General features: G+C 37.4%; 10 protein-coding genes and 1 riboswitch. Of the genes, 7 read left to right on the top strand and 3 right to left on the bottom strand.

Annotation, left to right across the window (positions count from 1 at the left end; all coding sequences use genetic code 11):
* Window positions 1–64: 64 nt before the first annotated feature.
* The 3 genes from IIC38_15920 to IIC38_15930 form a co-directional block, all read right to left on the bottom strand.
* Window positions 65–898 carry a hypothetical protein gene (locus IIC38_15920; protein MCH8127424.1) on the bottom strand — a complete coding sequence of 278 codons (834 nt, stop codon included), beginning with the start codon at window positions 896–898 and terminating at the stop codon, window positions 65–67.
* 410 nt (window positions 899–1,308) lie between these two features.
* Window positions 1,309–2,661 carry an MATE family efflux transporter gene (locus tag IIC38_15925; protein MCH8127425.1) on the bottom strand — a complete coding sequence of 451 codons (1,353 nt, stop codon included), beginning with the start codon at window positions 2,659–2,661 and terminating at the stop codon, window positions 1,309–1,311.
* Between the two features lie 300 nt (window positions 2,662–2,961).
* A complete protein-coding gene (locus IIC38_15930; protein ID MCH8127426.1) occupies window positions 2,962–6,417 on the bottom strand; it encodes a UvrD-helicase domain-containing protein in 3,456 nt (1,151 codons plus the stop codon).
* 600 nt (window positions 6,418–7,017) lie between these two features.
* Window positions 7,018–7,143: riboswitch (FMN riboswitch) on the top strand.
* Window positions 7,144–7,293: 150 nt separating this feature from the next.
* Between IIC38_15930 and ribD the strand changes: the two genes are divergently transcribed.
* From ribD to murA, 7 genes are all read left to right on the top strand, one after another.
* Window positions 7,294–8,343, top strand: a complete 1,050-nt coding sequence (gene ribD, locus IIC38_15935; protein MCH8127427.1) for a bifunctional diaminohydroxyphosphoribosylaminopyrimidine deaminase/5-amino-6-(5-phosphoribosylamino)uracil reductase RibD — start codon at window positions 7,294–7,296, stop codon at window positions 8,341–8,343.
* Window positions 8,344–8,345: 2 nt separating this feature from the next.
* Complete coding sequence (locus IIC38_15940) at window positions 8,346–8,990, top strand: riboflavin synthase (GenBank protein ID MCH8127428.1); 645 nt, start codon at window positions 8,346–8,348, stop codon at window positions 8,988–8,990.
* A gap of 31 nt (window positions 8,991–9,021) precedes the next feature.
* Window positions 9,022–10,248, top strand: a complete 1,227-nt coding sequence (locus tag IIC38_15945) for a bifunctional 3,4-dihydroxy-2-butanone-4-phosphate synthase/GTP cyclohydrolase II (GenBank protein ID MCH8127429.1) — start codon at window positions 9,022–9,024, stop codon at window positions 10,246–10,248.
* Between the two features lie 37 nt (window positions 10,249–10,285).
* Window positions 10,286–10,756, top strand: a complete 471-nt coding sequence (locus IIC38_15950; protein MCH8127430.1) for a 6,7-dimethyl-8-ribityllumazine synthase — start codon at window positions 10,286–10,288, stop codon at window positions 10,754–10,756.
* The gene (locus IIC38_15955) at window positions 10,757–12,970 is read left to right on the top strand and encodes a hypothetical protein (GenBank protein ID MCH8127431.1); all 2,214 of its coding nucleotides are present in this window, start codon (window positions 10,757–10,759) and stop codon (window positions 12,968–12,970) included. It begins immediately after the preceding gene.
* Window positions 12,971–12,978: 8 nt separating this feature from the next.
* Window positions 12,979–14,682, top strand: coding sequence for a DNA repair protein RecN (gene recN, locus IIC38_15960; protein ID MCH8127432.1), 1,704 nt, complete (start codon window positions 12,979–12,981; stop codon window positions 14,680–14,682).
* A gap of 127 nt (window positions 14,683–14,809) precedes the next feature.
* Window positions 14,810–16,063 (top strand): UDP-N-acetylglucosamine 1-carboxyvinyltransferase, encoded by a 1,254-nt coding sequence (gene murA / locus IIC38_15965; protein MCH8127433.1) that lies wholly within the window; start codon window positions 14,810–14,812, stop codon window positions 16,061–16,063.
* Window positions 16,064–16,097 lie beyond the last annotated feature (34 nt).

Raw genomic sequence — 16,097 nt, forward strand, 5'->3', positions numbered from 1 at the left:
CAAACCAGCAGGTTTGAAGATTATCGAGCCTGATACAGATAATAATTTTAAATCTAGTAATTATTTATTCGTTACTAGAGCTATCACTTGCAGTATTATCAGAAGCGATCTTGTCGTCCAGAAAAGATTTTGGATTACGACTTTCCTTTACAAGCCTGTTAGGAGACAAAATTGGCTCATCTACATCAGGTAAATTCAAATCATTAATGTTTTGACTATCATCTTGTCCAGAATCTTCAGGTTGTCCAGAATCTTCAGGTTCTTGTTGTTCATTTGACATTTTTACTTTCTCCTTTTGGATATTATATTTTAGTGAAATATATGGGAATGATGACAATATCAGGAAAAAAAATGTATATATTAAAAATCTTATTGATTTGCTGAGTTTTTCGTCTCTAAAATCATTATTCTTTGAATTGTTCGTAGAACTCTCCTGATATTTGCTCAAAATATAATCGTCAAATTTATCTCTCTCACCTACAAAATTGTATTTCTGTTTAATTATTTTTTTACTTAACCCATAATCTTTTTGAATCTTCACAATATTTTCTGAATATGTTTTTATTTTGCCCACATCTTTTATTATGTCGTCCGCAACAGGAAGAAAAGAATATTTAAAACCTGTAATACCTCTTGCAAGGTAAAAAAAGGAAATTAGCAAAGAAAGAATAGTTAGGAGAAAAAAGAATAGAAACACAATTGATACAACTGATGTGTTGAGGTGCCATTTCAATTTAATCAAATCGTTCAGAAAATAGAATGAAGCTCCGGACAACACGATGAATATGGTTGTATTGTAATTTAATCTTTGAATGATTTTTTCTTTTCTATCCAATTCAAAGTAATAGACTTCCCTTGTTATGTTAATCAAAAGTTCTTTAGAAATGTTTTCTGACATATTTTTTTAAATTTTAGTTTTAGAAGTATTTATCAGAAGATTATAAAATTTTTGCTCATAATCTATTTTAAAAAATAGCAGAGACATTTAGATAATTCCACACTTTTATTTTTTGTCATGTGAATAAATAGGCGAGACTTATATACGGATATTTGCTCGGACATGTCTTGAACTTCATCGGTGCCGATTCAATTTAAATCAATAATTATTAGAGAACCTCAAGGTTATGCGTGATGGGGACTCTGTTTACTTTTACATAAAAAAGAAAAAGGGTGACTTGGAGAATTGAAATGTCTAACATTTACTTTACTCAAAGCGCTTTATTATGTAGGTCTTTAAAATATTTGATATTATGTATTGTTTTTCTCATGTACTTTTATCCCATATTGAATGATCCCCCATATCAGATTCTACTTTCTATATTTACCTGTTTTTGTAAAATAGTAAAACCTCGACGCATGTGAGATAGCTGCAAAAGTCAAACCTGCAATCATGCCAATCCATAACCCTTGTGCACCCATGCTGCGCACGATTCCCAAATAATACCCCAATGGAATGCCAATAATCCAATAAGCAATGATATTGACAAACATAGGAACACGTGTATCCTTTAAACCTCGCAAAGCGCCCATAGCGCTTGCCTGCAAACCGTCGGAGATCTGGAAAATAGCAGCCATGAGCAATAATTGAGCTGCAACATTTATTACCGCCAAATCCGTGCTATATATTTTCACGATGGCGTATGGCAGAAGATACATCATAGCAGCGGTTAGACACATTACCATCACCGAAAGTCCGCCGCTAACATATCCGGCAATCCTGACACCATCATAATTTTTTTCACCCACTGCAAATCCAACCCTGGATGTGGTGGCAAAAGAAAGTCCCAATGGAATCATAAAGGTGAGTGACGCAACATTAATTGCAATCTGGTGTCCCGCCATAATGGCAACGCCCAAAGAACCGATGATTAAAGCCGCGATAGCAAACATTCCAACTTCCATCCCCAGGCTCATTCCATTTGGAATTCCAATGTGAAGAATCTCCCTCATGTATCTCCAATTTGGCAGGCTCATTTTATGAAATATTCGAAAATGCTGGTTGTGCCGCATACGGAAGGTGTATATGAGCATCGCGGTTAGCATAGTCCACCAAACCATCGTGGTAGCCCATCCTGCTCCAATAGCGCCTAATTTTGGGAATCCAAATTTACCATACATAAGGGCATAATTACCGATAAAATTGACTGGGATTGCTATTAGAGAAAAATACAGGTTGGGTTTGGTAATAGATATTCCTTCATTAAAAAATCGCAGGGTGAGATAGGCGAAAGTCGCAGGGAAACACCATGAAATTGCCTTAAGATATCCCATACTAATTGGAATGATTTCGGGTGCAATCTGCATAAAATGCATGACGATTTCCAGGTTCCGAACCAAAAAAAATGATGGAATTGCAAGCATTTGACTGAGCAACAATCCCTGCCAAACCGTTTTTCCAATCTGGTCGATTTTACGTTCGCCATAAAATTGTGCCACTATAGGACTCACCGCTAGCAATACACCGAGCACAACAAGAAAAATGGGGACAAAAAGACTTCTACCGATTGCAACAGCTGCCAGATCTTTCGCACTTAAATTTCCCGCCATTACTGTGTCGATAAATCCCAGGGTTTGCTGAGCCAGGAGGGAGACAATGATGGGTCCACCCAAACTAACCGTTGCACGGAATTCTTTAATGACTGGTGGAGAAAAGATATTCATCGAAATAGAATTTTTATATTAATCTATTGTAAGTACCATAAATAAAGGGTATCCCTTGAAATTAATCAAAGTCCATGAATGGACGTATTTATACCTTGTCTTGTAATAATCTCAGGATCATTCATGATCCTTAAAGCAAAACCAGCGTTACCGTTCACAGCAACACAGCAATAATTGGTTAATTAATTAACCAACGCGGAAATATCAAACAGTGAAGATATGTTTATTATTTAATATCCCAATTTGTTATTAAAGATTACAAATCCCCCAAAAAAATCTCGGGAATAAGGTTTCGGATAATCATAAAAACAACTCTAATTGTAGTTTAGGCTTCTCCTTTTTGATGGTTTTTCTTGTGACAGGCATTTGCGTAAACTCTTTTAAAGTATTTTCGATATCGTATAGATAGTGTGACGGCATATTAGTCATTCTCTGGCCAAAAAGATACCTGGTTTTAGCATTCACTAAAATTAGTTTTTCTTGAGCTCGCGTCATGCCGACATAAAAAAGCCGGCATTCTTCATCCGGTTCAGACAACTTATCATCCTTCAGGTACGGAATCAAATTTTCTTCACATCCAACGATAAAAACAACAGGGAATTCAAGTCCTTTTGAAGAATGAAGGGTCATTAAACTAACTCGATCGGATTTTGGATTATAATCATCCACAGCGTTGTACAAGCTGGCATATTCTAAAAAATCACCAAGGCGGTTTTCAAAAGAAACAGCTTTTAAGATCAGTTGCTTGATGCGTTGTTGAGTATCTTCGCTAACTTTTCTTGAATTTGTACCTAGGATAAAAGTATGAATGGATTCAATTAATTTTGAGACCGGTTTTTCTTCAGCATCATTTTTCAATTCATACAGGAAATCAATAGTTTTCCGGATTCGATGTTTAGAGGAAGTGTTCAGGTTTAATTCATCTAATTTTTGTAGGATTAGATCCCTGGATATTTCCATGGAACCGTTCTGATTAATAGTGTCTGTAAAGTTTACTTTTTTATCATTCAGATCTGGATTTAATATTTCTTCTATAAAAAACAGCGAGTTCGTATCGTGGAGAAACCATAAAAAAGATAGGATTTCTTTGATCTCTTTTTTTTGGTAAAATGATACTTTCCCTGTTATCTGGAAGGGAATTCCGGATCGTTTGAAAGCGACTTCCAAAAGCCTACTTTGCGCTCCCAATCTATATAGAACGGCAAAATCAGAAAAGGATCTTGTTTTCTCATCATCGTTTTCGGCTACGCGACCAGAGTCAATCGAAAAATAGCTTGTACCACCAACCATTTGCTCAATTTGATGCACCACGTATTCGGCTTCCGCTTTATCCGTAGGCGCTCTGTAAACATTCAGTTTCGTATCACTAACCAGGGTTGACCATAATTTATCATTTTTCCGGACCTGGCTGTTCGCAATCACTTGTCCGGAAGCATTTAAGATATTTTGGGAAGAACGATAGTTCTGATTCAAATAGATTGTTTTCGCATGAGGATAATCCTCACGAAATTTAAGGAAGTATTCTCGATTGGCGCCTCGAAATCCATAGATTGCTTGATCCGGGTCTCCGATCACACAAAGATTACTCCCTTCAGAAATTAGGTTTTGTAGCAATCTATACTGGGCATGGTTGATATCTTGATATTCATCCACCGAAATCCAAGGGTATCGTTTTTGATACCTCTTTAAAACATCAGAGTATTTATTAAACAAAGTAACGGTTTTTGAAATTAAATCATTGTAGTCTAACAGGTTGTTTTCTTGCAATCTCAATTCATAATGCTGGTAGTAAGATTGAAATTCGAAATCATCTTTAAAAACTATTTCGAATTCCGGAGAATCAGGCAATAGGAGCTTGTTTTTAGCTGTAGAGATCTTTTCGAGGTTTTTCAATATCTCGCTTTCCTTCAATTTTGGATTCGCTTGTTTTAGAATCTTTTTAGCGTCTGAATCACTGCAAATTGAAAAATTAGATTGTAAACCTATTTGATGCCCCTCTGAACGTAAAATCATCGCACAAAAAGCATGAAAAGTTTTAATTGTAATCCGTTTTGAAGTCTCCTCATTTAACAATCTAGACAGTCGTTGTGCCATTTCTTCGGCGGCTTTATTTGTAAAAGTGATGGCCAGAATATTTTCTGGTGAAATATTTCTTTCAATAATTAAAAAGGCTATTCGGTATGTAAGTGTGTGCGTTTTTCCTGTTCCCGGACCAGCTAGGATGATCAGAGGAAGATCCGTGTTTTGCACCGCTTCTTTTTGCTGTTCGTTTAGGTTTGATAATATCCTGGATTTTATGATCTTTTCTGAAGGTTTGCTTTCATTATAATCTTTTATTGATCGACTGTCAGAATTGATGTTCGGAATCGTAGTTTGGATTTGTTGTTGATTCCATAAATCAAAATCAACTTTCTCCGAAACTTCGTTACTGTTTAATTTTTCTTTTTTTTTCCTATCTTTCTTTTTAGAAACAAAAAACCCTAACTGGTTAGAAAAATCCTCACGTTCTTTGTCATCAAATAACCGGATAACCCCATACTCGCCATCAAAGCCGGCTACTGGTTTAATCTGTCCTTCTCGCATCCTTTTAATGGCCTCGGAAAAGACAGTTCCGCCCGTTTGAGCAATGTCTTCCAAAGGAATGTCCTGCAAAATGGATAATTCGGATCCGAGTTTGGACAATAGTAAATTATAACATTCCTGCACCCTTTTTGTATTCACGCCCATATTAAAAACTTCAGCAACGACTTCCGGTAAAGGGATCAGACTTTTAAACGGATGAACCTTTGCCGGTTTCTGCCCATAATTTCGGTCCGCCAATTCCTGGATGCGATGCATGACTCCAACTGTGACAAGTCTGCCACACTTGGGGCAAATGCCATTATGCTTTTGAGTAGTTTCGGGATCCCAGTTTATATCACATTTTCGATGGCCATCGAAATGATATTTCCCTTCCTCAGGAAAAAATTCAATTGTGCCTAAAAAGGAATCCGATCCTTTATTCTTTAATGCGTTAAAAATTGTTGGATAGGAGAGATCAGTATCAAAAATATTGGCCTCCCTGCCTAATTTCTGCGGTGAATGGGCGTCGGAATTTGAAACCAAAGTATAATCATCCAAAATTGAAAGGCGCCAATTCATAGGCGGGTCGGATGAAAGTCCTGTCTCCAAAGCAAAAATGTGGGGTGTCAAATCATCAAAACATTCTCCAACAGAATCAAAGCCGGATTTTGAACCCAGCAATGCGAACCAGGGTGTCCAAATGTGGGCGGGGATCAAATAAGCCTGTGGGTCTGTTTGCAGGACGATTTCAAGTAAATCCCGAGAACTCAGCCCTAAAATTGGCCGGCCATCCGATCTGATATTACCGATTTTTTCTAGCTCGGCCTGGAATTTTTCGACAGCTGCAAAGCTGGGCAAAAAAACCACATTGTGGATCTTACGAACTTTATCGTTCTTTTTGTATATATTGCTGATTTCACCAGCCAGCATAAAACGGACTTCACCCTGGCAAGCTTTGTGCACTTCCTTTTGTAGCGGTTTTGCAATGTCATCTTTTAGTCGAAACAACCCCTCTTCGGCTGGTTCTAATTTCTCTTTCATCTCCTCCAGCCATCCAGGATGAGCGATATCGCCAGTCCCAACTACTGTTATCCCTTTGAGTTGAGCCCATTTGGTTAAATGTTCAAAATTTAAGGTCTTGCTTGTTGCTCGTGAGAAATAAGAATGGATGTGTAAATCTGCAATAAATTTCATTATTTATAATCCTTGGTTGAAGTTTGAGTTATTATTTGAAATATATAAGTATTCGGCCATTAGCTTTTAGCTGTTGGCCTTTAGCTTACTGATGGATTGTTTATCATTTTGTTCACTATTTAACTGATCCATAATCATTTAACCATCTTTTGTTGGGATTAAAGATAGTTCTTAAATGATGATTCATTGAGTTTCCAATTCAAATGATGAACCTAAAGAAATTTCTAAAAACTGCTTCAAATATATTTGACTGTTTCGGTTGCAACCCGCGGGCAATATTTGATGGTATAGATACAACCGAAACGACTGATTTGACTTTTTAATTAACCCGTATTCTCTTAAACAGGAAGCCATTCTGCCAATCCCGAAGCGTCGGGATGGCAATAGCTAATAGCCAAATGCCAATAGCTGAATAGTTACTTTGAAATATATAAATAGTTTAATAAAGATTTCAACAAAATGAAAGGCATATTTAGTAGCATTAGTAGAATAATGTATATATATAGTATTAAATTAACGAACTTTTGAATTTGATTAAGTTATCCAAATTTATCTTGCTTTAGCCTACTGAATTTTTTATATTCAATCAAATTTGAAGCTGTAAATCTTCAGGGCGAGGTGAAAGTCCTCACCGGCGGTGAAAGCCCGCGACTCCCGGTGTAAGCCGGGACTGATTCGGTGTAATTCCGAAGCCGACGGTTAAAGTCCGGATGGAAGAAGATTGAAATGAGGTATGTTTATCGCATAGCCCTGAAGATTATTGAGTCATCAGGGCTATTTTTTTGGTAATAGTAAAGAGTTTAAGAATTAGAAAAAAATTGTATTGTGAGTCAGATTAATTCAAATAAAAAAGATCATTACTTTATGCGGAGAGTAATGAAATTAGCAAAAAAAGGTGAGGGATCTACATCTCCGAATCCGCTTGTGGGTACGGTTGTTGTAAAAGACGGACAGATCGTTGGGGAGGGTTATCATCGCAATTATGGCGGGTCGCATGCAGAAGTATTTGCCTTAAACAATGCCGGTTCAGATGCTTATCTATCAGACCTCTATGTAAATCTGGAGCCCTGTAATCATTACGGGAAAACGCCGCCATGTGTTAAGCGGGTTATTGAATCTGGTGTTTCAAGAGTTATTATAGCCAATCTAGATCCAAATCCGATGGTCAATGGGGCTGGGCTCAAAAAACTACAAGATGCTGGAATCTCAATTGAGACAAATATCTTAGCTGATGATGGCGAAAAATTAAATGAAGCTTATTTCAAATACGCACGGACTGGAAAACCATTTGTTATTCTAAAATGGGCCCAGAGTCTGGATGGCAGGATAGCAACCCGTTCTTTTCATTCTAGCTGGATTTCAAACGAAAAATCAAGAAAGAAAGTCCACCAGTTGCGCAAATCAGTGGATGCTGTATTAATAGGAGCCGGTACTGTTAAACATGATAACCCTCAACTTACGGTTCGCCACGTAAAAGGAAAGCAACCCTGGCGCATCGTCGTTAGTAGGAATCTGGATATTCCATTCGAATCTAAATTGTTTAATGACGAATTCAGAAACAAAACAGTTGTTTTTACAGCTAAAACTGATGCAAAAAAAATAAATAAATTTGAAAAGCTGGGTGTCCATCTCGAATTCATAAATAATGAAAATGATAGAAGTACATTCAACCAAATACTAGAATGGATGTCAAAGAAGAACCTGATCTCTCTGCTTGTAGAAGGTGGTAAATCAATACTCACTTCTTTCATTAAAACCGGACTTGCTGATAAGTTAATGATATTTGTGGCGCCTAAATTGATCGGAGAAGGAATTGATGCAATTGGCGATCTTTCAATCCACTCCATGATGGATAGCACTGAACTTAAAAAGACGTCATACAAAAAAATCGGGACAGATATTTTGATAGAAGGTTATTTGCATTAAACATGTTTACAGGATTAATAGAAAAAGTCGGTCAAATTTCAGGGATTCAAGAAATTCCTGATGCACTTCAATTTAAGATTTCATGTGAACCCATCGCTAAAGAATTAAATATTGGTGATAGTATTGCGGTCGATGGGGTGTGTCTAACCGCAATAAAAAAGGAAAAGAATAATTTTTGGGTCGAGGCAGTTCGTGAAACGTTGAATAGAACTTCGCTTTGTAAGAGAAAAAAGGGAGATTTGGTTAATCTGGAACAATCACTCCGAATCGGACAAAAATTGGGCGGCCATTTTGTTCAAGGCCATGTTGATGCCGCCGGAACGGTTGTGGGCTTAAAGCAGCAGGGTTCGATGCAATGGTTAACTGTCGAATACCCGGATTCGTTAAATCGCTACATTATTGAGAAAGGCTCGATTGCGATTGATGGAATCAGCTTAACGGTTGCAAGAAAAGAGAGATCAAAAATTAGCATTGCGATCATTCCACATACTTTTAGTAATACTAATTTAAAGACTAAAAGTATTGCAGATTTGGTGAATTTGGAAGTGGATATGATGGCAAAATATATAGAAAACATGATGTCACCACAGGTTAAGGAGAATGAGGCAAAACTTTCTGAAGATTGGATTAAGGAACAGGGCTTTTAATAATAAGATATTAAGACAAAGGACTAGAACAATGGGATCAAATGGTAATGGTGAACACAACTTTAATACAATAGAAGAAGCAGTTAATAGTTTTCGAAAGGGTGAAATCATCATTGTTGTCGACGATGAGAATCGTGAAAATGAAGGAGATTTTATAACCTCAGCAACTTTCATCACGCCGGAAAAAATTAATTTTATGGCTACTCATGGGCGGGGGCTAATTTGTGTGCCCATGTTGGAGGATAGATTAAAACAATTAAATTTAAAGCAAATGGTTAGTGGCATTAGCGATAAAATATGCAATTTTACCATCTCGGTAGATGCAAAAAATAACACTACAACCGGGATCTCAGTATTTGATAGGGCTGAAACGGTTCGAGTCCTAATCGATCGGAATACAGAACCGAAAGATTTATTGCGGCCTGGGCACATTTTCCCATTAATAGCTCATGAGGGGGGTGTGCTGCAACGAGCTGGCCATACGGAAGCTACTGTTGATTTAGCAAAATTAGCCGGAATTTATCCGGCAGGAATCCTTTGTGAAATTATGAACGAAGATGGTACAATGGCCAGGGTTCCGGAGTTGATTCAGATTGCTAAAAAATTTCAAATGAAAATCATAACAATCAAAGAGTTAATAGCCTATCGAAAAAGAAATGAAAAATTAATTAACCTTGTGGCCTCAGTAGATTTTCCTTCGCGTTTTGGTCATTTTAAATTGAATTTGTTTGAAAGCACAGTAGATCATTCACAACACTTAGCATTGGTAAAAGGAGACATCAATTCTCAGGAACAAGTCCTGGTAAGATTACATTCTCAATGTTTGACTGGAGATTTATTGCATTCACTTCGGTGTGATTGTGGTGAACAATTAGAGACTTCCCTCAAACTGATTAATGAAACAGGGAATGGTATTTTACTTTATATGTGCCAGGAAGGAAGAGGAATTGGATTGACCAATAAGATTAAGGCATATGCACTACAGGATTTGGGTAAAGATACCGTGGAAGCAAATGAAGTATTGGGTTTCGAAGCTGATTTAAGGGATTACGGAATTAGCGCTCAGATATTAAAAGAATTGGGAGTTCAAAAAATATTACTTCTAACAAACAATCCACAAAAAGTCGTGGGATTGAAAGAGCATGGTTTTGATGAGGTTAAACGTCGCCCTCTTGAAATCCAGCCAAATAACAATAATAAAAGATACCTGACCACTAAAAGAGATAAGCTGGGTCATCTCATTTTAGAAGATGTTTAGACCAGGGAGTTTATTATATTAACCTTCCGGAGGGTGAATGCTGCAACCTATTGAAGCACAATTAAACGCTAGTGGGAAAAAATTTGCTATTGTAATTTCCCGTTTTAATGAGTTTATTACTAGTAAACTTCTTGAAGGAGCAAAAGATTGTATCATACGTCATGGTTGTAATGAGGATGAAATCCAAACAATTTGGGTGCCGGGTTCTTTCGAAATTGCCCTAATCGCAAAGATGTTGGCGGAAACAAAAAAATATGATTCTATTATCTGTTTAGGCGCAGTGATCCGAGGGTCGACACCTCATTTTGATTATGTTGCCGGAGAAGTATCAAAAGGAATTGCTAGTGTGTCATTATCTACAAATTTACCTGTTATTTATGGTATTATTACGGCAGATTCGATTGAACAAGCAATTGAACGTGCAGGAACAAAAATGGGGAACAAAGGTTGGGATGCTGCATTAACTGCTATTGAAATGGCCAATCTTGCGGATATTATTAAAAAATAAATGAAAAGATTTTTATTATATACGTACAATTTTTTAGTTATTTTTACATTCACCTTTGGATTTTTTTCACAAATATTAGGACAAAGTAGGGAATGGCAATCTATAACAAACAAATCATCCATTGAAGATATAACGATCAAAGATAATCTATTAATCTGTGCCACTAATGGCGGGGTACTGATTTTTGATCGAAACACTGAAGAGTATGTCGGTTCATTTACCAACACGGAAAACCTTAGCCATAATCACGCCATCCAGGTTGAAATTGATGACAACAACAACTGGTGGTTTGGTCTGCAAAATGGCGATTTGAACAAATACAATATAAGTGAAAACAAATGGGAGCTTTTCAGAGATTTTGACAGATTATCCATTCATGACATGGAATTGCATGGAGATAGTCTGTTCATAGCCTTGAATATAGGTGTGAGTGTTTTTATACTCAGTAAACAAGAAGCTAAAGAGACCTATAAGAAAATGGGTAACATCCCCGTAGAAATTGACGCTTTTGACGCATTGATTGAATGGCCATTTATCTATGTGGCAACGGATTTTGGCGTCTCCGTCGCGGATTTAAGGCAAATAAATCTGAAAGCGCCACAAAGTTGGGATAACTTTACCATCTCAGACGGTTTGGCTTCAAATAAGATCAATGCATTAGAATCTTTTAATGGTGATATTTTTATTAGCACCGAAAGAGGTGTTCAAAAATTGAAAAACGGAGAAATTCAAACGGTTTACTCCTCAATTCTTAGCAGTGCAGTTGCAGCTTTTTCTAAAACTGAAAATGAATTGTACGCTGCAGTCAATAAATATGTTTATCAATATGATCCGGATTTGGACCGATGGGATCGCCAATTAACTTTAACCGACTTGATTACGACTTTCGTCGTCGATGAAAATGGCGATTTATGGTTGGGTGCTGAAAAGAAAGGCTTAATTAAATGGGAAAAAAATTTGGATGAATTAGATTTTTTTATTCCTGATGGTCCGGCAGGTAATAATTTCGCAGATTTGTTTTTTAATTCGGAAGGAAAATTATGGTGTGCTAGTGCTTCTCAATTTGGAAATGGCGTTTATGTTTTTGATGGTGAAAAATGGGCAAATTTCACTAAGTCGAGTGGTGACCTGCCAGGAAATGAATCAGTTACAGTAATAGAGGATCAAAACAAAAATATTTGGGTCGGAAGTTGGGGGAAAGGTGTGTTTAAATTTGGTTCTAATAATTCAATAGAAGTGTTTAACGAAACGGGTGGTCACTTATCCGGTATTCGAGAAAATTTGAGTTTTGTAGTTGTGAACGAAATGGCCATAGACCAGGAGGGTACCCTTTGGATGGGGAATTTTAATGCATTCAATGGAAATAAATTGGTAGCAGTTACAAAAGATGGTCAATGGATTAAATTTGGTTTTGAGGATGGAATATCATCTGCAAATCCTATATCAATTGCCATTGATCAGCTAAACCGTAAATGGGTAGGAACAGACGGGGGTGGTATTTATGTCTATGATGACAATCGAACGCCAATTGATAAATCAGATGATACAGTAGCCATCCTGGATGGATCTCTTGGATTGTCCTCAAACATTATAAAAGCAGTTGCCATAGATGAATTCAACGTGGTTTGGATTGCTACCAGTGAAGGCCTGGAGTATTATCAAAACGGAGTAGTTCGACAGCAGTTTGGTTTGATCACAAACGAAATTAATACAATTGCCATCGATCCTGTTGGAAATAAATGGGTAGGTACATCTTCCGGGTTTAGCATTCTGGGCCGGGATGATTTTCGCTGGACTCATTATACGACTGAAAACAGCCCGCTGGTTAGTTCAAATGTGGTGAGCTTTGCATTCAACAGAAAGACCGGAACATCTTTTATCGCCACATCAAATGGCCTTTCTATTTTTCAAACCCTATTTGTGGAACCATATGAAAAGTTGGAGCAATTGACTTTGTATCCAAATCCTGTAATGATCGGAGCTTTCGAAACCAATGTTATTGTGGATGGACTTTGCAGGAATTGCGATCTGAATATTTATACCGCAAGCGGATTTTTGGTTCGAAAATTGGTGACAGCGTCAAAAGGCGGCCGTGCAATTTGGGATGGCAGGAACAATGAAGGTGATTTAGTAGCCAGCGGCATTTATTTGGCAGTTGCGGTTGATCCTGACGGCATAGCAAAGAGTGGGAAAATTGCAGTAATCAATCAATAATACATTAAATGCTCAAAAAATTATTTATTAAGAATTTTGCACTCATTGAGGAATTAAATCTCGAATTCTCCAATGGATTTAATGTGCTTACCGGCGAAACCGGAGCTGGTAAATCCATGGTTATTAATGCGTTGAATTCAATTCTTGGGGAAAAAGTATCGCCAGGTATGCTACGTTCTGGTACTGATAAAGCAATTGTTGAAGGAGTATTTCACGGCATTCCGGAAAAAATTGAATCGTTCTTAATTGAAAATGAGATCGATGTTTTTGAAAACGAACTAATTTTGCGTAGAGAATTAAATGAATCCGGCAGATCCAGAACTTTTATCAATGATTGTATAACCCAAATATCTATACTTAAAAGTGCATCAGAAATTCTCGTCGATTTACACGGCCAACATGAGCATCAATCTTTATTAAAAACTGACAACCATTATGAAATTATTGATAGCTTCGCTAATTTGGATCAACTGTCGAGATCTATGAAGAACCAATACGATGGAATTATTGAACACCAACAAAAGCTGCATACTTTGCAATCCAAAGCGGCAACCGTAAGAGAAAAACAGGAATTTATAAGATTCCAAATAAACGAAATTGAGTCGTTAAATTTATACTCTGGCGAAGATGAGGAGCTTTCCCATGAAGAAAAAGTCCTGGCTAATTATGAAAAATTAAGCTCATTCTGTAACGAGATCTACAAGATTTTGTATGATCAAGAGCATGCAGCTATGGCAACAATTGATGCTTCAATCAATAAGCTGGAAGAATTAGAAAAAATCGATCAGTCTTTCTCGAATATGACCAAGAATCTTAGAACAGCCAACATCCATATAGAAGAAGCAGCTCGGTTTGTGAATGATTATTTATCCAAAGTTGAATTTGACCAGGAAAGATTGGAAAGTATTCGGGTACGGTTAATTGAAATTCAAGGGATTCAAAAAAAGTATGGCATGCCAATTCCTGAAATTCTGGAAAAAGTAGAGTCATTAAACAAAGAGCTCGCTGAAATTAAAAATCTAGATGATACATTGGAAATTCTGCAAAAACAACTTTCTACCGGAAAATCGGAACTACAGAATTTTTGTCTTGAATTATCCGAGCAACGAAAAAAATCAGCCACCACATTCCAAGTTCAAATAGAAAATATCATCCGGCAAATTGGAATGGAAAATGCTTTTATCAAGATTGTTTTTGAAAATTATCCACCAAATGATGGGGGTGGCATATTGCTTCCGGACGGCCATATTGCAAAACAAAATGGCATCGATAATATTGAACTCTATGTCTCCACAAACCCAGGTGAGGGTTTTAAACCTTTAGCTGAAGTAGCTTCAGGTGGAGAATTATCTAGGATTATGTTGGCGATAAAATCCGTACTGGCCGGGAAAGATAAAATAGGTGTTCTGGTGTTTGACGAAATTGATATTGGCATTTCCGGTAGAATTGCTGAATCTGTTGGCCGAAAATTGAAAGAATTGTCAGCTACCCACCAGGTAATTTGTGTGACCCATCTACCTCAAATTGCCAGTTTTGCTGATAAACATTTTTCAGTGCGTAAGATTGTTAGTAATGGAACAACCATTACCCAAGTTCATGAATTAGCGCGAACAGATCGGGTCAAAGAAATCGCAAGTTTGATTGGTGGAGAGAAGGTGACTGACACAGTCATTAAAAATGCTGAAGAAATGCTCAATATCAACTCGATTTAAAATCAAAATTTAATTAATTAAATTTAGTGATTAGATGTCTTGAAATTTAATTAATTCCTTCTATTTTTGTTTTAGTCTTTTTCATTTTTCTACATTTGTCGTCCAAATCTAATAAAACAAAATATTTATGGATAAGTTTGTAATTCATGGAGGTAAGAAACTTTATGGCACTGTAGCAATTTCGGGTGCAAAAAATGCCATTTTGCCACTTCTAGCCGCTACCTTGCTTGCTCCCGGGTCCTATTCGTTTTCAAATGTTCCAAATCTGCGTGATGTACGAACCATGGTTCGGTTATTGACACAGATGGGGGTAACAACAAAAATATCGGACAATAACCTGGATGTAACGGTTCCTGAGAAACATTCTTTGGAAGCACCCTACGATTTAGTCCGAACCATGCGAGCTTCTTTTTATGTATTAGGTCCTATTGTTGCAAGATTTGGATATGGTAAAGTCTCCCTTCCGGGTGGCTGTGCCTGGGGGCCGCGTCCGGTCAACTTCCACCTTGAGGGATTGAAAAAGATGGGAGTGGATATTGAGATCGACCAGGGTTATGTCATCGGGAAATGTGACCAACTGCATGGTGCACACATTTCATTTGATATCCCCAGCGTTGGAGCAACCGGCAATCTTCTAATGGCGGCGACCCTGGCGAAAGGCACAACAATTCTGGAAAATGTGGCAATGGAACCTGAAATTCAACAGTTAGCTGAATTTTTAATCAAAATGGGTGCACAAATTTCAGGAATCGGAACCAAACAGTTCGAAGTAATAGGTGTGCCTGCACTACATCCTGCGAGCATGGAAATCATCCCTGACCGTATTGAAGCCGGAACATATTTAGCGTGTGCAGCCATAGCTGGTGGAGAAGTGACGATTACAAATGTAAATCCGGATTATTTATCAGCTGTTTTGTCGAAGCTTGAGTCTGCAGGCGTGAACTTAACTCAAAATGAGGATAGGATTAGAATTCAATCGGATGGTAGATTGAATCCAATAAATATTACCACAGACGTTTACCCCGGCTTTCCAACCGATATGCAGGCACAATGGATAGCTATGATGACCACAGCCAGGGGGTCATCGACGATCACCGATAAAATTTATTTTGATCGCTTTACCCATGTAAGCGAACTCAATCGTTTAGGCGCCAATATTGAAGTTGATGGCAATACTGCAATTGTTCGTGGAGTAGCGGAATTAAAGGGAGCGACAACTATGTCTACCGATCTAAGGGCAAGCGCTTCATTAATTCTTGCCGGTTTAATTGCACAGGGAAAGACAGAGATTCTCCGGGTTTATCATATTGATCGCGGTTATGAAAAAATTGAAGAAAAACTCCGAGGGCTTGGAGCAGATATTCAAAGAGAAAAAGAATAAGGGTTCTTTTATATTTTTTTAATAGAAAATAGAG

The organism is candidate division KSB1 bacterium (assembly GCA_022566355.1).
Taxonomy (GTDB): Bacteria; Zhuqueibacterota; JdFR-76; order JdFR-76; family DREG01; genus JADFJB01.